Origin of the sequence: Govania unica, from assembly GCF_027920805.1 — a bacterium.
GTDB classification, from domain to species: Bacteria; Pseudomonadota; Alphaproteobacteria; order Sphingomonadales; family Govanellaceae; genus Govanella; species Govanella unica.
Window position 1 is genome coordinate 1,025,880 of record NZ_JANWOI010000001.1, and the last position, 21,213, is coordinate 1,047,092.

A 21,213-nucleotide genomic window follows, 5' to 3' on the forward strand; every position below is an offset into this window, starting at 1 on the left:
ATGTGTAAAAGGATTTAATTTTATATTTGTTATCATTTGAACACAGCTGTGGCTTTTCAGGAACAGGTTTTGGATCCGGGTGTCAGGCCGGATTGGCTTGGCTGTAGCCGCAAGAGCTTGAAATGCTTTGGCAGGTTGCTTTGAGGAGGGTGGCGGGTCGGCCGTCGAGGCTGTCATCGAAATGATTGAGCCGTCCCATGACCGTGAGCGCGCCATGGATGCCGCCGGAAAAATCGAAGATCGGCACCGAAAGGGCGGTGAAATCCGACATGAGGCCGCCCCGGCAGCGGCTGATGCCGTCTTTCCTGACGGCGTCCAGCATGCGGTCGACTGTGCCAAGGGTCTGCGGGTTGTCGATGCTGTCCTCCGCCTCGGCGGTCGGGCGCAGTTGATCGAGTTCGGCGGTGATGAAGGGTTTGACGATGTTGGACGGCAGATGGGCCGCGAGATTGCGGCCAACCGCCGAACGCAGCAGCGGCAGCACGCTGCCGACGCGAAGATCGAACAGCGCCTGACTGAACGGGCCGTCGACGCGATAGACGATGGTCGGCCCGCGATTGCCCCAGACGCCGAGAAAAATGGTGGCGCCGATATCTTCGGCAAGTGTGCTCATGGCCGGACGGGTGGCTGTGAACAGATCGAACTGATCGAGATAGCCGAGCCCGAGCCTGAGCGCCGCCGGACCGAGCGCGTAAGAGCCGCTGTCCTGATGCTGCACCACCATTTCAAGAGCGCAGAAGGTGACGAGATAGGAATGCGCCTTGCTGGGGGAGAGACCGCTTTGCTGCGAGATCGTCTTGAGCGGCAGGGGCCGTGCCGATTGCATCAGCACGGCCAGGATGGAATAGCCGATCTCGATGGACTGGATGCCTTTGCGGAGCGGTCGGGCGGCGGCGGTCATGTCAGTAGCGACCGGACAACAGGGCTCCGGCGTTTGGTACCCGTGCTTCGAGGTCAAGTTTCTTGAGCATCTGATAGGTGGTGCAGACCGCGGCCGAGACCACGGGCAGGCCGAGTTCGTCTTCGACCTTTTGGATCGAGGCGAGTGACGGCATCTGTACGCAGGCCGACAGCACCAGCGCATTAATGCCGGTGAGGTCGAGTTTCTTGTAATGGCTCAGGAGATTTTGCGGGTCTTGGGCTGCCACTTCGAGATTGTCGGGGATTTCGAGGGCCAGCCAGTCCTGCACCTTGATGCCTTCGTGGTCGATGTAATCGGCGACCATCTGGGTCAGCGGGCGCATATAGGGGGCAACGATCGCCACCTTTTTCGCGCCGAGCACATGGAGGCCGTCGACCAGTGCGCCGGCGCTGGTGACCACCGGGGCGGGGGCGTTGTTTTCCACCGTGCGGCCATGGAGGCGGGTCTCGGACGCGCGGTGATAGCCCTTGCCCATGCTCATGATGGCGACGAGGCAGGCATAGCCGAGCACGTCGACGCGGGCGTCCGACAACTCAAGCGCGCAGCGGTCGGAATCGGCGTCCATGGCGGCGAGTTCTTCGGCGGTCACCTTTTTCATGCGCATGCGGCTTGAGTGAAAGGTGAAACGTTCGGGCAGGATCTGTTCCCGGGCGCGCAGCATGGCGGGAATTTCCGTCTCCATGGTGACGTTGGAACTGGGGACGATCTGGCCGATGCGGTAGTGGAATTTTGACATGACTGTGATCCGTCAGACAGCGACAATGGGATTGCGGAGCGTGCCGATGCCATGGATCTCCGATTCAAGAACATCGCCCGGCCACATGAATTCCTGCGGCGTGCGTCCGGCGCCGACGCCCGCGGGGGTGCCGGTGGCGATGATGTCGCCGGGTTCAAGCGTCATCACGGCGCTGATGTCGGCGATCAGGTCATGGACCTTGAACAACATGAAGCTGGTGCTGCAATGCTGTTTTTCGACGCCATTGACGCGGGTGGTGATCATCAGGTCGTGGGGATCGGGGATGTCGTCCGTGGTGACGATGGCCGGGCCCATGGGGGCGAAGCTGTCCTGACCTTTCGAGACGATCCACTGGCCGCTGCGGCGACAGTCGCGGGCGCTGATGTCATTGATGATGGTATAGCCGAACACGTAATCGAGCGCGTCGTCCTTGCTGACATTGCGGGCGGTTTTGCCGATCACAACCGCAAGTTCGGTTTCCCAGTCGAGCTGCTGGGTCATGGCCTTGTTGTGGCGGATGGGGTCGCTGCCGGAGATGACGGCGGTCGGCGGTTTGGAGAAAATTACCGGCTGCTTCGGCAGCTCGGCCGAGGTGTCGAGGCTTTTGGCGGACTCCGCGATGTGATCGGTGTAGTTGAGGCCGATGCCGAAGATATTCTTGCGCGGGCGCGGAATGGGGGCGAGCAGGGTGACATTGCCAAGCGGCATGGACGTCCCGATCAGCCAGGCCGCATTGCGGTTGATATAGAGATCCTTCAGGAACTCGATAGCCGTGGGGCCGAGGTCGATGAAGCCGAGCATGCTGTCGGGCAGGGTGACGCCCGCCGCCGCGCCAAAGCGGGCAACATCGATCACAAGGCCATCTTCGACCATGCCAAGCCGGGCGGCGTCCTGATTGTTTCTATAGGTGACAAAACGCATCTGTTAACTCCCTGAGCCGTTGTTGCTCTGATATCCGCTGTTGCTGTCATAGGCTTCCGTCATGTAAAGCCCGAGCGCTTCCATGACGGGAAAATCATTGAAGGAAAACAGGAAGGCCTGTTCGCCTTTATGGGTGTTCACATGTTCATGCCAGGTCCAGGCGGGGACGCAGAAGATGTCATGTTTTTTCCAGTCGATGCGCTGGCCGCCGATGATGGAATAGCCTTCGCCCTCGGCCACGTTATAGACCACATTGCCGGTGTGGCGGTGGGCGCGGGTGTGTAATCCCGGTTTCAGCATCTGCATATGCGCGCCCAGTGTCTTGAGCGCCCAGCCGCCGGTCACCGGGTTCGAGTAGCGCATGATATGGCCGTCAAAGGGGCAGCCGTCGCTGACCTTCGCGAGATTATAAAGCGCGTCGCGGGTGGTCGCCCAGCGATAGACCTGCAACGGCGAATAGGGTTTGTCCCAGGCCGGGCCATAGGCTGGCAGCATGCCGCCCGCGCCATAGCTGAGGGGGGAGTCGTCGCGGGCATGCAGCGGGGTCTGACGCTCTTCGGGATAGACCGCGTAGAAATTGGTTTCGAGGGCGTTCATCAGCGGGATATCGAGGCCGTCCTGCCAGATTGAAATCTGGCCGTCGGCGAAGACGCCGTGATCGTGCCAGCAGCCGTTCGGCGTCAGCACGTAATCATTGCCTTCAAGAGTGATTTCATGACCGTCGACCACGGTATAGGCGCCGCCGCCTTCCATGATGAAGCGATGGGCCGAGGCGGTGTGACGGTGCGCCGGGGTGATCTCCCCGGGTTTCATAATCTGGAGGCCGCTGAACAGCCAGCCGACCGCTGCTGTATGCTGACGTCCGGCATCGGAATCATTGATCAGCACGACCACGCGGCGCCCGGCTTCTTCGGGCCGCACAAGTTCGGCCGAGCGCAGCACCAGCGGGCGCAGGTCGTCATAGCGCCAGAGCGTCGGGCTGTAGCGGGTGATGGGTTCCCAGGGCTCGATCTCGTTGGCGCGTTTCCAGAAGGCGGTGGCCGAGACTGCTTCAAGCTCCCGGTAATAAGCGTGAAGGTCCGGGGTGTCGGTCACGCGGGAGCGGCCACGCATGCTGTCACTCGCATGTTCGGTACGGTAGCTGTTGCTCATAATGGGTCATCCCCGCCTGATGGGACTGTGTGATCCGTGAAGCTGGTGGGGCTCAGGCTGGCTCGGTTTACGGTCAGGTTGAAAATATCGAAGCGGTTGTAGCTGCCGGTGATGTCATGCATCTGTTTCGGCTGGATGCAATTGTTGAGGTCGATGTCGGCGTAAACGATGCCTTCGTCGTCGATGAGCGGACTGCCGATGGCGCTGCCGTCCGGGCCGATGATGCCGGAAAAGGCGCTGCTTTTGCGGCTCAGAAGCTCCCGCGACTTGGGGTTGATGCGTTCCATTTCGACAATGATCTGTTCGGATATGGTCGAGCAGGAGACCAGGGTAAAGAGCTTGCCTTCAAACGAATGGGCGGCGGCGCGGATGCGGATCGCCTCGGCCATGTTGTAGCTTTCGGGGGCCACGGGGAGGGCGATGTAATTCGCCACATGCACAAGTTCCCCCTGGGACAACAGGGCGAAGCGGGCGAGGGTGTTGGTGTTCTCCCCGCAGGCGAGGGTTCCGAGCGGGCCGACGCTGGTGTCATAGACCTTGAGGCTTGATCCGTCGCCGTAAGCCCAGGTCAGTTTTTCAGCCCAGGTCGGCACGAGCTTGCGGTGGCGGCCGATCAGCTCGCCCTTGTCCGAGATGATGAGATTGGTGTTGTAGATGGTGCCGACGCCGGGGCCGCCGCGTTCGTTGCAGCCGATCACCACCGTGCAGTTGGTTTCGCGGGCGGTGGCGCAGAGCGCTTCGACCTCGGGGCCATTCATGGAGATGCTGCTTTTATAAAGCCGTTCGAACCAGGCGCTGCCTTCGATCGGGGTGACCAGCCAGTTCCAATAGGGGTAGCCGGCGATAAAGACCTCGGGGAAGGCGACGAGGGTCGCGCCGTTCTGGGCTGCCTCGCGGATGAGGGCGCAGGCCTTGTCGGTGGTGGCCGTCGGGTCGAGGAACACAGGCGCGGTCTGGACGGCGGCGACTTTGGATTTTGGCAAGGACATGCGGGGCTCCCTGAGTGTTTCCGCGAAAATGTTATAATGCTGAATGCATTTTGCCAAATTAAATCTGTGCTCGGCGGGAGAGCATTCATTCTGGTTAATTTGGAGGATGGTGAATTAATTCGATATAGATGAAAATTTTCAGGGTCGCACTTGCCTTTGAGAATGGACCGGAATAGATCCTATTTCAGAGGATTGCGCGGGAACTTCGTGCTAGACATGGTCGCCGGATCATCTATTGTAACTAGCTGTTCATCATTTGCGAATTTGCTACCAGAGACTTCTGTTCCGCAGCGTCAAGTACGTGTTTCGCTGCGTGGGCCTGAATAGGCCCCGGTTTGCATAATCCAGCCAGAATACCCAGCCAGAATACCCAGTCAGAATAATCAGCCAGAATAATCAGCGGGACGTCTTGGAACTTTAGACATCGGATGTTTCAAAAACCGTATGCGATCGCCTGATTGTAGATCAATCCGCGTATAGGCTGACCATCGTTGCAGGGATGGGGGCCGGTTAAAGCATTTATTTCGAGATTTGGGGCAGGGTCGAACCATGTCCCGTTTGTGACTTTCCGAGTGGACACCGCGTTATCATCGATCGGTCAACGGGAGTTGCCCCCAGTGATACGGACATCAGTGATACGGACATCGGAGCCTCAGCATCTGCGCCGGATGCGTGCCACCAAGGGATGGGCGCGGGTTTGCTCTGTGGCGTCGTCCGTTTTGCTGCTCGGGGGCTGTGAGCGCGGTGGGCTCATTGATCCGCAGGGGCCCATTGGTCACAATGAACTGAAGCTGATGATCAACTCGGTTGAGATCATGCTGGTGATCATCATTCCGGTCATCATCATGACGCTGTGGTTTGCCTGGTGGTATCGCGCTTCGAATACCAAGGCGCGCTATCTGCCGGAGTGGGCCTATTCGGGGCGTGTCGAGTTTGTCGTCTGGTCTATTCCCATTCTGACCATCATGTTTCTGGGTGGTATCGCCTGGGTCAGCTCCCATGATCTTGACCCGATGACGCCGCTGCCGTCCCATGAGGAGCCGCTGGATGTGCGGGTGGTGGCGCTCGATTGGAAATGGCTGTTCATCTATCCGGATCAGGGCGTCGCCAGTGTCAATGAGCTGGTCATTCCGGAGGGCGTGCCGGTTCATTTTTCCCTGACGGCATCGAACGTGATGAATTCCTTTTTCGTGCCGCAGCTCGGCTCCATGATTTATGCCATGCCGGGCATGCGCACGCAGTTGTATCTGCAGGCCGACAAGCCCGGCGAATATCACGGCTTGTCGACCAATTTCAGCGGCGACGGCTTTGCCGGAATGAAGTTCAAGGTGCATTCGGTGTCCTATGAACAGTTCACGGACTGGGTCGATAAGGCGCGCGGCACGGGCCGGGCGCTGGATGCTGCGGAATATCAATTGCTGGTTCAGCAAAGTGAGGAGGTGAAGCCCTTCACCTATCACTCCGTATCACCCGATTTGTTCGATGACATCGTCACGAAAAAGCTGGCTCCGGGCCCGGGGCCGAAATGGCAACCGGGCGCTTTGGGAGCCCGGCCAGCGGAGAAATGAGAATGTTCGGTAAGCTTGGCTGGGATGACATACCATTCGATCAACCGATTCCGTTGCTGTCCGCGGCCTTGATCGGACTGGTGCTGCTCGGCGTGCTGGTCTGGGTGTGGGCCAAGGGCTATGTCCCCTATCTGTGGCGGGAATGGATCACCTCGGTCGATCACAAGCGTATCGGGGTGATGTATTGCGTGCTTGGGGGCGTGATGCTGCTGCGCGGGTTCATCGACGCGATCATGATGCGCGCCCAGCAGGCGATGGCGTTTCACGGCGCGGGCTATCTAACGCCGGAACATTACAATCAGATTTTCTCCGCCCATGGCACGATCATGATTTTCTTCGTGGCCATGCCCTTTGTGGTGGGGTTGATGAATTTCGTTGTGCCCTTGCAGCTTGGGGTGCGCGACGTGGCCTTTCCGACCATGAATTCGGTCAGCTTCTGGCTGACGGCGTCGGGGGCGCTTCTAATCAATCTGTCGCTGGTGCTGGGGGAATTCGCCCGCACCGGATGGCTCGCATATCCGCCGCTTTCCGAGCTTGCCTATTCGCCAGGTGTGGGCGTCGATTATTATTTATGGGCGCTGCAGATCGCGGGGGTTGGCACGTTACTTGGCGCGGTCAATCTGTTGACGACGATTCTGAAAATGCGCGCGCCAGGCATGAGTTATCTGCGCATGCCGATTTTCTGCTGGACCTCGCTTGCCACCAATCTGTTGATCATTGCGGCTTTTCCGGTGCTGACCGCGACCTTTGGCATGTTGTTGCTGGATCGTTATCTCGATTTCCACTTCTTCACCAATGAAGGTGGCGGCAATCTGATGATGTTCATCAACCTCATTTGGATCTGGGGGCATCCTGAGGTTTATATTCTGGTCCTGCCGGCGTTCGGGATTTTTTCGGAGGTGGTGTCGACCTTTTCCCACAAGCCGCTGTTTGGTTATCGCTCCATGGTGCTCGCGACCCTGGCGATCTGCCTGCTGTCCTTTCTGGTCTGGGTGCATCATTTCTTCACTATGGGCGCCGGGGGCAATGTCAATGCGGTGTTCGGCATCGCCTCGATGATTATCGCGGTGCCGACGGGGGTGAAGGTCTTCAACTGGCTGTTCACCATGTATGGCGGGCGCATCCGGTTTCATTCGTCGATGCTGTGGGCGCTTGGCTTCATGATCACCTTTGTCATCGGCGGCATGACGGGCGTCATGCTGGCTTTGCCGCCGGTGGATTTCGTGGTGCACAACAGCCTGTTTCTGGTCGCCCATTTCCATAATGTCATCATCGGCGGCGTCGTGTTCGGCATTTTTGCGGGCTATAGCTACTGGTTCCCCAAGGCCTTTGGGTTCACGCTGGATGAGCGTTTGGGCAAGGCGGCGTTCTGGTGCTGGTTCATTGGGTTTTATCTGGCCTTCATGCCGCTTTACTGGGTCGGTCTTCTGGGTATGACGCGGCGCATGCAGCATTATGATGTGGCGGCCTGGCATCCGCCGATGCTGGTGGCTTTGGTCGGGTCGGGGGTCATTCTGCTTGGGATCGTGTTTCAGGCGGCGCAGCTTGTGGTGTCGATCCGCACGAGGGATCAGCGGCGCGATATTATTGGTGACCCCTGGGATGGCCGATCGCTTGAATGGGCCACGGCGTCGCCGCCGCCATCGTTCAATTTCGCCGTTCTGCCCGATGTGACGGGGGAAGAAGCCTATTGGGGCATCAAACAGCGCGCGATCGAGGAGCAGACCATGGTCGATGAGCCGGACTATAAAGACATCGAGATGCCGCGCAACAGCCCGACCGGAATCATCACCGCCTTTTTCGCCACGGTCACGGGCTTTGCCATGATCTGGCATATCTGGTGGCTGGTGGGGCTTGGGTTGCTTGGGGCGTTTATCACCTTTGTGGTGTTCGCCTGGCGCGACGTGGAAGAATATGAGATCCCGGCCAGTGAGGTTGCCCGTGTCGATCGGGCCCGTCGTGCGGCCCGTGCCGCTGTCCTCCCACAGATGAGCAAACCGGTATGAACCCGCCACAGACAGCCCTGTCCCCCGCCTGGGACGACCCGAACCGACTGGGCCATCATGGTCTAGGTCATGGCGAAGCAACCGGCCATGGTTTCGGCGGTCCGGCCTCGCGGCGCATCATCACGGGATATGGGTTCTGGGTTTATCTGCTCAGCGACATTATTCTGTTTTCGGCCTTCTTTGCCGCCTTTGCGGTGCTGCGGACGGAAACCGCCGGGGGGCCATCTCCCTATGGGTTGTTCGATCTTACGAATGTGGCCATTGAAACCGGCTGTTTGCTGCTATCGAGTTTTGCCTGCGGCATGGCCATGGTCGCCGCGTCGGTGCGCAATCATCTTTGGACGCAGATTTCGCTGCTGGTGACCGGCCTTCTCGGGCTTGTCTTTGTGGTGCTTGAGGTGCAGGAATTCGCCCTTCTTATCAGCCAGGGGGCGGGGCCTTCGCGGAGCGCGTTTCTCAGTTCGTTCTTTGCGCTTGTGGGGCTGCATGGCTTGCATGTGACTGCGGGCTTGTTATGGCTCGGGACCATGATGGCGCAGGTCTGGGCCAAGGGGTTTCGCCCGAATATCCTGCGGCGCTTGCTGTGCTTTTCGTTGTTCTGGCATGCGCTCGATATCATCTGGGTGGCGCTGTTCACAATTGTTTATCTGATGGGAGCCGTGTGATGGTGAGCGATCCGCAGGCACATTCTGATTTCCACGATATCGCCCCGGGCGACGAGACGCCCGATGGCAGTGGCGTTGCCGAGGGCATACGCGGCTATGTGCTCGGCCTTTTTTTCGCGGTGGTGCTGACGGTCGGGGCTTTTTATCTGACCGGCTCCGATCTTGTCTGGGAGCCGGGCATTCCGGTGGCGCTCATTGTGATCGCCATTGCTCAGATGGGCGTGCATCTGGTGTTCTTCCTGCATGTGACCACCGGCCCTGACAGCACCAACAATGTCATGGCGCTTGCCTTCGGCGTGCTGATTGTCTTTGTTGTCATTGTCGGCTCGCTCTGGATCATGACGCATCTCTCGCATAATCTGATGCCCATGGATAAGATCATGCAGATGCAGAGATAAGGCGGGCAGGTGAGCATGTAATGTTGCGGCGATGACGATTGAAATGATTCTGGCCCGCTATGGGCTGTTGGCGTTGTTTATCGGTGCGGGGGTTGAAGGCGAAACCGTCGTGGTGTCGGGCGGTATTCTCGCGCATCAGAAGCTCATTTCTTTCGAAGGGGCGATGGTGGCGGCAGCGGCGGGATCATTCGTTGCCGATCAGATTTTTTTTGCCATCGGGCGGCATTTTCGCTCTCATGCCTTCGTGCAGAAAATCGCGGCGAAACCGGCGTTCGGCAAAGCCCTTGCTGCGCTTGAACGGCATCCCACCGGGTTTATTCTGGCCTTTCGGTTTATTTATGGTCTGCGCACCATCAGTCCGTTCGCGATTGGCGCGACCACCATTCCCGTCCGTACATTTGTCCTGCTCAATTTGATCGCGGCCAGTGTCTGGGGCGTGCTGTTCACGAGCCTTGGCTATATGTTCGGCCATGGGCTGCAACAGATTTTTGGCAAGGCGCTGGATCGTGTGGATTGGCCTATCCTGGCCTTTGTTGTGGCGGTGGTGGGGGTTGCCGCCATTTTTGTCATCCGCAGGCTTTTCAAGCATCGCTGAAGATCTGTTAGGGATGGGTGGTTTTTCCGGATAAGGCGTCCTCAAGGCGCTTTTCCTGCTCCGGCGACAGCGAGGAGCGCAGCACATGCCCTTTGAATTGGGCGAGATCTTCCAATACTTTTTCCGGCTGCGCCTTGCGCACGAGGAGAAAGAGCGCCGAACTGTCAGGCTTGAGCGTGTCGGCGAGCGAATGAATGAAATGGTCGTCGATGCCATAGTCGGATAGCGCCCCGGCCAAGGCTCCGGCGCCCGATCCGATGACCCCGCCGATGGCCAGTCCAGCCAGCGGATTGAGGAACAAAAGTCCAACCAGCATGCCCCAGAACACCCCGGACAGGCCGCCCGAGGCGGCGCCGATGCCGATGGTGCTGACGCTTTGTTTGAGATGGACCTTGCCATCGCCCTTGCGGATGGCGATGACGGCGTCCTTCAGGTCGACCAGATATTCCTTTTGCAGCCGGTTCAGTTCGGTCAGGACGCGATCAGCTTCTTCGGAATCGTCGAACCCGATGACCACAAGCTCCGCCATGACAATCTCCTGGTTGAATTGCTGTTATGCGACCCGAGGTATGACGATATGACTTAGGCAGCCAGCCGAGGCTGCCAGTGCAATATCCGGGGGACTGAACGCAGGGTCCGCAACCGTACTGGGAATCGAACAACCGACATGCCGCGCCCTTTACGAATCGTGGCCGGATGGATGTGTTCAGACAGTTAACGCGTTGCTACTGATTGTATTACTGAGGCTTCATAGTAATGGAAGCCCGGCCGAGCGGCAAACTGATTCAGGTCTTTGTGATCGGGTCAGCAAGGCCGAGGTCGCCGAAGGTCCCGGCTTGGGACAGCAAAAAGCCCCAGCCCGCTTACGCGAACTGGGGCCTATTTGGCTCCTCGGGCCGGACTCGAACCAGCGACCGATCGGTTAACAGCCGATTGCTCTACCAACTGAGCTACCGAGGAATGGAGCACAAACAAACTGTTGTGCGTCCGAAACTTTTTCCACCCTGAGGACTGTAACATTGTCCTGTCCGGCGAACGCGCTCCTTATAGCAGAGAGAATTTCAGAATGCCAAGAGCCTTTCGGCGATAGATGACATTTTCTTTAAAATACTCTGCCACAACGAAATTTTGGAGGCACCGCCCGGAATCGAACCGGGATACGCGGATTTGCAGTCCGCTACGTAACCATTCCGCCACGGTGCCTCAGCTGAACCGACCATTGCTGGCCGGTTCGATCTGGAGGTCGATATAGCATTGCCTCCGGACGGGTGCAACGGAACATTGACGGAAGTTGCTCATCCTGTGGCGAACCAAATCGTTCGGGCCGAGATCGTAACATTGTCAAGGGGCCCGCCCTCCATTATAAACGCGCGTGCATTCCTTTTCTGTCGCTCTAAACGGGCGATCTAAGGCTGGATTAAGATCATGACGAATTATGCCATCGCCCGTGACCATATGATCGAAGGGCAAATCAAGCCGAACCAGGTGAGCGATCCCCATGTTCTGGAGGCTTTTCGCCACACCGCGCGTGAAGTCTACGTGCCAGCAGCCCTGCGCGGCGTCGCCTATGTGGATGAAAGCATTGAGATCGCTCCCGGCCGTTATCTGATGGAACCAAGGGTTTTCGCCCGTTTGCTGCAGGCGGCTTTGCCCGGCGCAGGCGATGTGGTGCTTGATGTGGGCTCGGGCAGTGGCTATTCGGCGGCGGTTCTTGCGGCGCTTGCGGGGTCGGTTGTGGCTTTGGAAGAAGACGGCGATCTGGCGGCCCGGGCCACGGCACTTCTGGCCGAAAGCGGTCTGGCCAATGCCGAGGTGGTCAAGGGAGCCCTGGTTGACGGGTGCGCCGGACATGGGCCCTATCAGGTGATCGTCCTCAATGGTCAGGTCGATGAGGTGCCGCAGGCACTGCTTGATCAGCTGGCCGATGGCGGGCGTCTTGTGGGCGTCGAGCGTCTGGGCGGGGTCGGCAAGGCGGTGTTGTATCAAAAGGATCAGGGGATCGTTGGCCGCCGGGAGCTGTTCGATGCGTCGGTGGCGCCGCTGCCGGGATTTGCCAAGCCGAAAAGCTTCACGTTTTAACTGATCCTGTTTTCACGGCATTCGGGCTTCAAATCGTCAGATTCTGAGTGTTGCGCAGTCGTTGAGTGAGCCAAGGGGGATAGAGTAATGCGGTTTCCGTTGATTGCAGTGGTTGCGGTTTGTCTCGGGGGACCTTTGGCTGCAGCCGGCGCGGTGCAGGCTGAAACACTTCAGGAAACGCTGGCGGCGGCTTATGCCAACAACCCGTCGCTTGAGGCGTCGCGGGCCCAGTTGCGGGCCATTGACGAGAATGTGGCGCAGGCGCGCGGCGGGTATCGCCCGACGGTCGAGGCTTCGGGAGCCATCGGACGGGCCGACGTGAACCAGACGTCGCTAACCTCCTCGACGGGCAATCAGACCTATACAACTGACGGAAAGTTTACGTCGAAAAACGCGAGCGTTGCCCTGGTGCAGCCGGTGTTCTCGGGCTTTTCGACCGTCAACAGCGTCAAAAAGGCCGAACATGAAGTGCTGGCCGGACGCGAAGACCTGCGCAATGCCGAACAAAGCATGCTTCTTGATGCCGTGACGTCCTTTATGAATGTCAAACGGGACGAAGCGATTCTCGACCTCAATCGCAGCAACGTGCAAGTGTTGCAGCGCCAGCTTGATGCGTCGCAGGATCGCTTCCGGGTTGGTGAAATCACCCGGACCGATGTGGCCCAGTCCGAGGCTCGTTTGTCGCGGGCCCTGTCTGACCGCACCCGCGCCGAAGCCAATCTGAGTGCGAGTCGCGCGTTTTATAAGCGAGTCGTCGGTCAGGCGCCGGGCACGCTTGAGGCGCCCGCCGGCTTGCCGGCGCTGCCCGAAAACGAAGATGCCGCCTATGAGGTCGGGCTTGCGAGCAATCCGGTGCTGAACAGCGCACGCTATGCGGAACAGGCGTCGTCCTATGCTGTGGGTGCGGCGAAGGGCAGCATGTTGCCGAAGATCAATCTGCGCGCCGAATATAGCCGTGGCTGGGATAATTCGCTGTTCAGCCGCGAAGCCAACCAGAAGCAGGTGACGGCGGAATTGCGGATACCGCTTTATGAGGCCGGGGTGGCCTCGTCGCAGGTACGGCAGGCGCGGCAGATCAACAGCCAGCGCCGCTTGCAGATCATCGATGTGGAACGTCAGGTGTCCGAAGCGGTGCGCAATGCCTGGCAGAATATGCGGGCGGCCAGCGATCGGGTGAAATCGGACGAATCCCAGGTCCGGGCTAACGAAATCGCCCTTGAAGGCGTCAAGCAGGAAGCCGAAGTGGGCTCGCGCACGGTGCTTGATGTGCTGAATGCCGAGCAGGAGCTGCTTGATTCCCGGGTTCTGCTTGTGGGCGACAAGCGCGACGAACAGGTTGCTGCCTATTCGCTGCTGGCCGCAATCGGCCAGATGACCGCCGAAGACCTGAATGTGGCCGGGGAGCGCTATAACCCGAAAAAGAACTATGACCGGGTCAGCGGCAAGATCTGGGGCTGGGACATCCCGGAATAAGCGAATATCCAGAGAGTTTCGGTAACTGTCCGGTTGGATAGGAATTTTTTACTAAATTCGAGCACCATATGCTGATAGTCTCGGCGGGATGAGTGTAACCGGCCCGCCGGTGATCTGCTTTAGGGCGGTATCAGACGGAATCCGGGACGAGATCAAGGTGCATGGTCAAGGCATGAGTGCGAAAAGAGAGCAAGACGAACCGACGATGGAGGAAATTCTTGCCTCGATTCGTCGCATCATCTCCGAGGAAAACGAGCCGGAATCGGCGAGTCCTCCGCGTGCCGAGTTTGCCGCGCCGCCACGTGCGGCCGCTTCCGAGCCGGTTCAGGTCTATGACAGGGACGACGAGGTTCTGGAACTGACCGAGGTGTTCGAGGAAGAACCCGAGCCGGAGCCGGAATTGGAGCCAGAACCCGAGGAGGACGTCTTTCGGGAGGAGCCCGCAGAGGCCGTCGTGTCGGATGTGGCGGAAGAAATCAGCCTTGATGATGATTTCGAAGATGACTTCGCCGAGCCTGTGCCGGCCCCCGAGCCGGTGATCCGGCCGGAACCGCGCCCTGTCGCGGCGATGGCGGCGGAGGATTTCGATGCCGTGGACCCGACCGATGAGTCCGAAGCCATTCTGAGCGATTTCTCGGCCGACAGCGTGCGCGCCTCCTTCGGTCAATTGTCGGATCTGCTGGTCGCGGGTTATGCCGGGGCGGACAAGACTCTTGAGGGCATGGTGCGCGAAATGCTCAAGCCGTTGCTCAAGTCCTGGCTCGATCAGAACCTGCCAGATATCGTCGAACGCACGGTGGCGCGGGAAATTGCCCGGCTCGCACGTGTGAAAAAGCCCTGAAGTCGCAACCCGGCGTTTACTTCTTATGCCCGCCCGGTTTATTGTCGCGCCTGAATTTAGGCGGGACAGAGCATGCTTGAGAAAACTTACGATCCGAAGGCCATCGAAGGCAAATGGTACCAGCATTGGGAATCGAACGGCGCGTTCGACAGCGGCACGCGCCCGGATGCCGAACCCTTTTCGATCGTGCTGCCGCCGCCGAACGTCACCGGCAGCCTGCATATCGGCCATGCCCTTGATCACACGCTTCAGGATATTCTGATCCGGTTTGAACGTCTGCGCGGCAAGGATGTGCTGTGGCAGCCCGGCACCGATCATGCCGGGATCGCCACCCAGATGGTGGTTGAACGCCAGCTGGAGGCGCAGGGCATCAAGCGCCACGACCTCGGCCGCGACAAATTTCTTGAGCGCGTGTGGGAGTGGAAGGCGGAATCAGGCGGCACCATCACCCGTCAGATGCGGCGTCTCGGTGCGTCCTGCGACTGGAAACGCGAACGCTTCACCATGGATGAGGGCTTTTCGAAAGCCGTGATCAAGGTGTTTGTGGAACTGCATAAACAGGGTTTGATCTACCGCGACAAGCGGCTCGTCAACTGGGATCCGAAATTCAAGACCGCCATTTCCGATCTTGAGGTCGAACAGCGCGAGATCGACGGTAATTTCTGGCATCTGCGTTATCCGGTCGAGGGCATGGAGGGGCGGTTCATCACCGTGGCCACCACGCGCCCCGAAACCATGCTGGGTGACAGCGCGGTGGCGGTGAATGCCGAGGATGAGCGCTACAAAGACATCATCGGTAAATTCGTGCGCCTGCCTTTGGTTGGGCGTCTTATTCCGATTGTCGCTGACGAGCATGCGGACCCGGAACAGGGTTCGGGCGCGGTGAAAATCACCCCGGCCCATGACTTCAACGATTTCGAGGTCGGCAAGCGTCATGGCTTGCGCCAGATCAATATTCTGGATGACGCCGCGCATATTCTTGACGGGGTGGCGGCGGATGAGTCCGAAATCCCGGAAGCCTATCGTGGCCTTAATCGCTATGACGCGCGGAAGGCGATCGTCGCCGATCTCGACGCGCTCGGGCTGTTGGAGAAGGTCGAGCCGCGTCGGCATGTGGCGCCTTATGGCGACCGTTCGGGCGTGGTGATCGAGCCCTGGCTCACCGACCAGTGGTATGTGAATGCGGCGGAGCTTGCAAAAGACGCCATCGCGGCGGTCGAGAGCGGAGCGACCAAATTCGCGCCCAAAAACTGGGACCGCACGTTCTTTGAATGGATGCGCAATATCCAGCCTTGGTGCGTGTCGCGGCAGCTGTGGTGGGGCCATCAGATCCCGGCCTGGTACGCGCCGGACGGCAGCATTTATGTGGCGACCAGCGAAGCCGAGGCTCAGGCGCAAGCCGGGGCGGGCGTGGTGCTCACCCGCGATAATGACGTGCTCGACACCTGGTTCTCGTCGGCTTTGTGGCCGTTTGGGACGCTTGGGTGGCCGGAAAAGACGGCGGAACTCGCGCGTTATTATCCGACCAGCGTTCTGGTGACCGCGTTCGATATCATTTTCTTCTGGGTTGCGCGCATGATGATGGATGGCCTCCATTTCATGGGCGAGGTGCCATTTAAAACCGTTTATATTCACGCCCTGGTGCGCGATGAAAACGGGCAGAAAATGTCGAAGTCCAAGGGCAATGTCATCGACCCGCTGGAATTTGCCGATAAATATGGCGCGGACGCGCTGCGGTTTACGCTGGCGTCGCTTGAAAGTCAGGGGCGCGATATCCGGCTTGCGGAAAAGCGGGTGGAAGGATATCGCAATTTCGCCACCAAGCTTTGGAATGCCGCACGTTTTCTGGAGATGAACGGCTGTCAGAACGCTGGTGATTTCGATCCGGCGTCAGCCACGCATGTGCTGAACCAGTGGATCATTTCCGAAGTCGTGCGCACGGCGGCGGCTGTGACCACCGCGCTTGATACGGCGACCCTGCGCTTTGATGTGGCGGCCAAGGAAGTTTACGAATTCACCTGGGGCATGTTCTGCGACTGGTATGTGGAACTCACGAAGCCGATCCTGATGGGCGACGATGAAGCCGCCAAGGCCGAGACGCAGAAAACGGCGGCCTGGGTCTATGACCGCATCCTGACCCTGCTGCATCCGTTCATGCCGTTTGTGACCGAAGAACTCTGGCATGCAACGGCCGAGACGCGGGCGAGCGATCTCATTCTCAGCGCCTGGCCCACGGGCCTTGACGGGCTTGTGAATGAGCAGGCCGTGGCCGAGGTCGATTGGCTGATCAAGCTTATCACCGACATCCGCTCGGTGCGGGCCGAAATGAACGTGCCCGCCGGCGCCAAGGTGCCGGTGCTGGTGCAGGACGCGGGCGAAGCGACCAAAGCCCGTCTGCAACGCACCCTGCCCATCCTGACCCGCCTCGCACGGCTCGAGTCCATCACCCAACTGGATGGCCCAGCCCCCAAGGGCTCGGTGCAGACCGTGATCGACGAAGCCACCTACCACCTGCCACTCGCCGGCGTCATCGACATCGACCAGGAACGCGCGCGTCTGGAAAAAACGGTCGCGAAGCACGAAGGCGAAATCAAATCCATCGACGGCCGCTTGGGCAATGAAGCGTTCGTCGCGAAGGCCCCGGACAGCGTGGTTGCGGAAAACCGCGCACGGCGGGAGGAGTTGGTGGGGCTGGTGGAGAAGCTGGGGTTGGCGTTGAGGCGGTTGGGGTAGGTTAGAAAAAGTGTATTTGTTAATAAGAAAATGCCACCTTTGATAGGGTGGCATTTTTTTGTTATAATTAGCTAATAGAGGGGCTGTAGGAAGTGGAAAGTGGGAATGTCGAGAGAAGGAAAAAGAATACCAAATGACCAAGTACTAATAATGAGAGGGCTAAGGGCCCATTTTGAATTTAATGATCAGGATATCACTTCTATTTTTAGTCATTTTTTGAGGAGCCTTAACCATCGTGAAGTAGGTTATGCAATTTCAAGGCATGGACGCTACCAGGATGTCGAGGGTGTATCTAGTCAGGATGCTTCTGAGAATTTCTTGCGAAAATATGGGAGAGTTATTAGGGCTACGATTTTCTCTGATTGCCTAAATACCTCTAGAAAAGAAAGACTTCTTTATGAAGCAGTTGAGCAAATTATTTGTGCAGTATCATTTTATAACAATCCAATAATTTCTGCGAGAGCCGAGTCGTTTTTTGTTCATGCTGTAATCGCATGGACAAAACTTTTGCAAGCCCACTATGTCGCTAGAAAAGTGGAGCCTATATATGAGAATGGTCGTTGGTGGGATATAAAAGAGCTAACACGTAGGGGGGACTGTCCCTTAGAGGCTGCGGTCAAAGAGAATATAAAATTAATATCTGATATTCGCGATATGATTGAACACCGTGTAGGGGACGCAATTGGAACTTCCTTGCATCAGTATGTTCAGGCATGTGCATTAAATTTTTCAAATTTCATTGAGAAGAAGTTTGGTGTGTTATGGTCGGTTCAGCACGAACTGAGTTTTTCAATTCAATTCTATAAGCTTACAATTGCTCAAGCGTCTAATAGGCATAACGCCGTACCTTGTGATGTTGAAGCAAAATGTCTTGAAGTCGGTCGAAGTGTCTCCGATGACATATACAACGATCCAGCTTTTGCGTTTCGGGTATATGTAATTCCCAAGACTACAAATAATCCCAAAGTAGCTGATCAAGCGGTACACTATAGGGCGATTGGTTCAAATGCAGAGATGGCTGTGCGTGACGTCGAAAGACTTAAGATCAGTCGTAAATCTGTTATTCAAATCTTAAAAAATGAATATGGAAAGGCCACGTTTAACATATCTGCCTTTGAAAGGTTAGCTAGAGAAAATGATCTTAGGAATATTAATAAGGGATTTTGCACAAAAATAGAAAATAATATTTACTGGTATAAGGATAAGATAGTTCCGGAATTTGTACGTTTGATGATTTAGTATTTTAAACGAAGAATATGCATTTGGTGTAGTGGTGAGTCATCGCATATTTTGGTTGAATGGCATTTATTAGTTAAGTAATGCGATGGTAGATGAGTTGGGATTACTATGCCACTTGTCACTCTGCCTCCGCCGCAATGATCCCCCCAATTTTCTCAGCCCGCACATCCTCCCCACTATCCTTCCGCCACGTCAACCCGATTGTCCGGGATGGTGCCGGATTATCTGCAAATGGTACATACGTTATTCCACTCGTGGGTTGCACGGCAAGTTCCGGCATGATGGTTACGCCCATTCCTGCTGACACCATCTGCCGCAGTGTCTCCAAACTCGTCCCCCGGAATTCCTGGTTTTCTCTCCCACCCACTAATGTGCAGATTTCGAGGGCCTGGTCGCGGAGGCAGTGGCCGTCTTCTAAAAGCATGACTGAGCGGTTGGCGAGGTCCAGTTGGCTTACGGATGTGCGGCTGGCGAGGGGGTCCTTGTTCGGGACGGCGAGTTCGAAATTTTCGGTGAAGAGTTTTTTCGACATCAGATGATCGCCGGCGACGGGCAGGGCGAGGATGGCCATGTCGAGATCGCCGTTCGAGAGGCGCTCGATCAGGTTCGGGGTTCTGTCTTCGACCAGACGCAGTTTCAGATTTGGATAGGTCTTCATGATCTCGGGCACGATGCGCGGCAGCAGATAGGGCGCGAGTGTCGGGAAGATGCCGAGTGTGAGCTCGGTGGACCAGGGGTCCTGATGGGAGCGGGCGATGCGGCGGATTTCCTTCGCCTCACGCAGCGCGGCGCGGGCGTGGATCAGGATGAGCTCGCCGATCCTTGTGACGCGGACGGATTTATTGCCGCGCTCGAACACCTGAACATTCAGATTGGTTTCAAGTTTCTTGATCTGCATGCTGAGCGTCGGCTGGCTGATGTTGCAGGCCTCGGCCGCGCGGCCGAAATGGCCTTGGTCCGCGACCGCCACCAGATATTCGAGATCCCGTAAATTCATGCCTGCTCACCTTACCGTAATAGATAAAACCTATCAGAACGATCATATCATTAGATTGTACAGATGGGAACCACCAGGCTAGGTTGTGTTCAGACAGCAAGGGGGATCGCCAAAGCGGACCCTCCGAAAGCCGGAAAACGTAGGATTATCAATCTGTTTTCTGCGCCTTGGGTGGCGCTTCGGGCTGAGCTTTATGTGGATTTGCTAGTTTTAATCGAACAGGAGATATAAATATGCTTGGTGTTGGTGAAAAGTTCCCGCAATTCGCGGTTAAGGCCACGGTGTCGAACGATATCAATTCGGCTTTCATTGATGTGGACAATGCGACTTACAAAGGCAAATGGCTGGTGGTGTTTTTCTGGCCCAAGGATTTCACCTTTGTCTGCCCGACGGAAATCGCCGAATTCGGCCGTCACAACAGTGACTTTGCCGACCGTGACGCCCAGGTGCTCGGGGGCTCCATCGATAGCGAGTTCGTCCATCTCGCCTGGCGTCAGAGCCATAAGGATCTGAATGATCTTCCGTTCCCCATGCTGGCGGACGTGAAGCGCGAGCTGACCGGGGCGCTTGGGGTGCTCGATCCGGTCGAGGGCGTGGCCCAGCGTGCGACCTATATTGTCGACCCGGATGGCATCGTTCGTTTCGCCATGGTCAATGACATGAATGTGGGCCGCAACGTCAAGGAAGTGATCCGTGTCCTCGACGCGCTGCAGACCGACGAACTCTGCCCCTGCAACTGGCAGAAAGGCGAAGACACGCTGGTTGTCGCTTAATTTCCCCCCCAGCATCCGGCCCGGATGCGTCACACATAAAGCCATCCGGCCCGGATGCGTCATTCAGGACCAGTCACAGTTTTCAGGAGTACGAAGTGATGAGCATTGATCTTTTAAAAACGAAAATCGGCGATGCCGCGCGCGACATTCGACTGAATATCAGCAGCGTGCTGACACCCGAGGGCGCCCCTGAGCTCACTCAGAATCAGATTTTCGGCATTGCGCTTGCGTCGGCCTATGCCACCAAAAGCCCCGAGGTGATCGCCGCCATACGCAGTGAAGCCGCCGCTATCCTCAGCGAGGCCGAAGTCACCGCTGCGAAATCGGCTGCCGCGGTTATGGCCATGAACAATATCTATTACCGCTTTGTCCATCTGGCGTCGGACAAGGAATTCGCCCGCATGCCGGCCAAACTGCGGATGAATGTCATCGGCAGCCCGGGCATCGAGAAAGTGGATTTCGAGCTTTATTCCCTGGCGGTCTCCGCCATCAACGGCTGCGGCATGTGCATGGATGCCCACGTGCATGAAGTCGTCAAGGCCGGGATGTCGAAGCTCGGCGTGCAATCCGCGATCCGTATCGCGGCGGTGGTCAATGCGGCGGCTCAGGCGGTCGTGATCACTGAGGCTGAGGCCTGAGTGCGGGCCTAACCTCAGGAGGCGCTTTCCTCATCAATGGGATACGGACATGACGACTCAAAACGGCGGCGATCACGGCGCTCGGCCGTGTCGGCACGGTGGATGACGTGGCGGACGCAGTGCTGTTCCTGTTGAAAAACGGCTCTATGACCGGGGCGACCCTCTATCCCGACGGCGGTTACACTCTCAGATGAGGAAAGCGGTGGCGCTCAAACCGAGCAATCTCTGGTCTTCAGCAGAAAGTTTGAGAAAAGGTTGGAATGGTGTTTGACAAGGGTGATTGGTACCCCTATAAACCGGCTCCACGATGACAGCGCGGCCGGGACGGTTTCTTGGAGATGCGCTGAAATCGGCAGAATTCCGGGCCTTTTGGTCCATGCTCATTGACATTGTAGATTGGAAGAGAAGTGCAGGCGGCGGGCTGGTCATTTATATGATTTGCTTGAAGCTTGCATCCTTTGAGCGTTGTTCGGGTTCAGTAAGCCCGG

At 57.6% G+C, this 21,213-nt stretch carries 20 protein-coding genes and 2 tRNA genes; 13 read left to right on the forward strand and 9 right to left on the reverse strand.

Annotated elements, in window-relative coordinates; all coding sequences use genetic code 11:
- Nucleotides 1-82: 82 nt before the first annotated feature.
- Genes NYP16_RS04765 through NYP16_RS04785 form a run of 5 tightly spaced genes read right to left on the reverse strand, consistent with a single transcriptional unit; the run spans nucleotide 83 to nucleotide 4,720 of the window.
- On the reverse strand, nucleotides 83-901 hold the full coding sequence (locus tag NYP16_RS04765) for an IclR family transcriptional regulator (protein ID WP_274942966.1): 819 nt from the start codon (nucleotides 899-901) through the stop codon (nucleotides 83-85).
- Nucleotide 902: 1 nt separating this feature from the next.
- Nucleotides 903-1,658, reverse strand: a complete 756-nt coding sequence (locus NYP16_RS04770; RefSeq protein ID WP_274942967.1) for a maleate cis-trans isomerase family protein — start codon at nucleotides 1,656-1,658, stop codon at nucleotides 903-905.
- 12 nt (nucleotides 1,659-1,670) lie between these two features.
- Nucleotides 1,671-2,579: a fumarylacetoacetate hydrolase family protein gene (locus tag NYP16_RS04775; protein ID WP_274942968.1), complete on the reverse strand. Its 909-nt coding sequence runs from the start codon at nucleotides 2,577-2,579 to the stop codon at nucleotides 1,671-1,673.
- Nucleotides 2,580-2,582: 3 nt separating this feature from the next.
- A complete protein-coding gene (locus tag NYP16_RS04780) occupies nucleotides 2,583-3,731 on the reverse strand; it encodes a cupin domain-containing protein (protein WP_274942969.1) in 1,149 nt (382 codons plus the stop codon).
- The gene (locus tag NYP16_RS04785; RefSeq protein ID WP_274942970.1) at nucleotides 3,728-4,720 is read right to left on the reverse strand and encodes a carbon-nitrogen hydrolase family protein; all 993 of its coding nucleotides are present in this window, start codon (nucleotides 4,718-4,720) and stop codon (nucleotides 3,728-3,730) included. The genes NYP16_RS04780 and NYP16_RS04785 overlap by 4 nt, the downstream gene beginning before the upstream one ends.
- A gap of 704 nt (nucleotides 4,721-5,424) precedes the next feature.
- Between NYP16_RS04785 and cyoA the strand changes: the two genes are divergently transcribed.
- From cyoA to NYP16_RS04810, 5 genes are read left to right on the forward strand one after another with little or no spacing between them, the layout of a single operon-like run.
- Nucleotides 5,425-6,288 (forward strand): ubiquinol oxidase subunit II, encoded by an 864-nt coding sequence (gene cyoA, locus NYP16_RS04790; RefSeq protein WP_274942971.1) that lies wholly within the window; start codon nucleotides 5,425-5,427, stop codon nucleotides 6,286-6,288.
- 2 nt (nucleotides 6,289-6,290) lie between these two features.
- Nucleotides 6,291-8,294: a cytochrome o ubiquinol oxidase subunit I gene (gene cyoB / locus NYP16_RS04795; RefSeq protein ID WP_346742441.1), complete on the forward strand. Its 2,004-nt coding sequence runs from the start codon at nucleotides 6,291-6,293 to the stop codon at nucleotides 8,292-8,294.
- Nucleotides 8,291-8,959 (forward strand): cytochrome o ubiquinol oxidase subunit III, encoded by a 669-nt coding sequence (gene cyoC, locus NYP16_RS04800; RefSeq protein WP_274942973.1) that lies wholly within the window; start codon nucleotides 8,291-8,293, stop codon nucleotides 8,957-8,959. The genes cyoB and cyoC overlap by 4 nt, the downstream gene beginning before the upstream one ends.
- The gene (gene cyoD, locus NYP16_RS04805) at nucleotides 8,959-9,357 is read left to right on the forward strand and encodes a cytochrome o ubiquinol oxidase subunit IV (RefSeq protein ID WP_274942974.1); all 399 of its coding nucleotides are present in this window, start codon (nucleotides 8,959-8,961) and stop codon (nucleotides 9,355-9,357) included. Before cyoC ends, cyoD begins: the two co-directional genes overlap by 1 nt.
- A 31-nt stretch (nucleotides 9,358-9,388) precedes the next feature.
- Nucleotides 9,389-9,952, forward strand: coding sequence for a DedA family protein (locus NYP16_RS04810; RefSeq protein WP_274942975.1), 564 nt, complete (start codon nucleotides 9,389-9,391; stop codon nucleotides 9,950-9,952).
- A 7-nt stretch (nucleotides 9,953-9,959) separates the two neighbouring features.
- On the opposite strand, the gene NYP16_RS04815 is transcribed toward NYP16_RS04810, so the two are convergent.
- The 3 genes from NYP16_RS04815 to NYP16_RS04825 form a co-directional block, all read right to left on the reverse strand.
- Entirely contained in the window at nucleotides 9,960-10,481 is a 522-nt protein-coding gene (locus NYP16_RS04815; RefSeq protein ID WP_274942976.1) for a DUF1269 domain-containing protein, read from the reverse strand.
- Nucleotides 10,482-10,836: 355 nt separating this feature from the next.
- Nucleotides 10,837-10,912: transfer RNA gene (locus NYP16_RS04820), tRNA-Asn, on the reverse strand.
- A gap of 169 nt (nucleotides 10,913-11,081) precedes the next feature.
- Nucleotides 11,082-11,155 (reverse strand) — tRNA-Cys (locus NYP16_RS04825).
- A 222-nt stretch (nucleotides 11,156-11,377) separates the two neighbouring features.
- Here NYP16_RS04825 and NYP16_RS04830 point away from each other — a divergent pair.
- The 5 genes from NYP16_RS04830 (at nucleotide 11,378) to NYP16_RS04850 (ending at nucleotide 18,317) form a co-directional block, all read left to right on the forward strand.
- The gene (locus tag NYP16_RS04830; RefSeq protein ID WP_274942977.1) at nucleotides 11,378-12,031 is read left to right on the forward strand and encodes a protein-L-isoaspartate O-methyltransferase family protein; all 654 of its coding nucleotides are present in this window, start codon (nucleotides 11,378-11,380) and stop codon (nucleotides 12,029-12,031) included.
- 87 nt (nucleotides 12,032-12,118) lie between these two features.
- Nucleotides 12,119-13,504, forward strand: a complete 1,386-nt coding sequence (locus tag NYP16_RS04835) for a TolC family outer membrane protein (protein WP_274942978.1) — start codon at nucleotides 12,119-12,121, stop codon at nucleotides 13,502-13,504.
- Between the two features lie 172 nt (nucleotides 13,505-13,676).
- A complete protein-coding gene (locus NYP16_RS04840; RefSeq protein WP_274942979.1) occupies nucleotides 13,677-14,345 on the forward strand; it encodes a PopZ family protein in 669 nt (222 codons plus the stop codon).
- Nucleotides 14,346-14,417: 72 nt separating this feature from the next.
- Nucleotides 14,418-17,078 carry a valine--tRNA ligase gene (locus tag NYP16_RS04845; RefSeq protein ID WP_274942980.1) on the forward strand — a complete coding sequence of 887 codons (2,661 nt, stop codon included), beginning with the start codon at nucleotides 14,418-14,420 and terminating at the stop codon, nucleotides 17,076-17,078.
- A 105-nt stretch (nucleotides 17,079-17,183) separates the two neighbouring features.
- Nucleotides 17,184-18,317 (forward strand): DUF3644 domain-containing protein, encoded by a 1,134-nt coding sequence (locus NYP16_RS04850; protein WP_274942981.1) that lies wholly within the window; start codon nucleotides 17,184-17,186, stop codon nucleotides 18,315-18,317.
- A gap of 118 nt (nucleotides 18,318-18,435) precedes the next feature.
- On the opposite strand, the gene NYP16_RS04855 is transcribed toward NYP16_RS04850, so the two are convergent.
- Nucleotides 18,436-19,314, reverse strand: coding sequence for a LysR substrate-binding domain-containing protein (locus NYP16_RS04855; RefSeq protein WP_274942982.1), 879 nt, complete (start codon nucleotides 19,312-19,314; stop codon nucleotides 18,436-18,438).
- A 233-nt stretch (nucleotides 19,315-19,547) separates the two neighbouring features.
- On the opposite strand from NYP16_RS04855, the gene NYP16_RS04860 reads away from it, so the two are divergent.
- The 3 genes from NYP16_RS04860 to NYP16_RS14495 all read left to right on the forward strand — a co-directional run bounded on the left by NYP16_RS04860 (nucleotide 19,548) and on the right by NYP16_RS14495 (nucleotide 20,919).
- Complete coding sequence (locus tag NYP16_RS04860) at nucleotides 19,548-20,087, forward strand: peroxiredoxin (RefSeq protein WP_274942983.1); 540 nt, start codon at nucleotides 19,548-19,550, stop codon at nucleotides 20,085-20,087.
- Between the two features lie 98 nt (nucleotides 20,088-20,185).
- A complete protein-coding gene (locus NYP16_RS04865) occupies nucleotides 20,186-20,725 on the forward strand; it encodes a carboxymuconolactone decarboxylase family protein (RefSeq protein WP_274942984.1) in 540 nt (179 codons plus the stop codon).
- Between the two features lie 71 nt (nucleotides 20,726-20,796).
- A complete protein-coding gene (locus tag NYP16_RS14495) occupies nucleotides 20,797-20,919 on the forward strand; it encodes an SDR family oxidoreductase (protein ID WP_346742471.1) in 123 nt (40 codons plus the stop codon).
- Nucleotides 20,920-21,213: the final 294 nt, after the last annotated feature.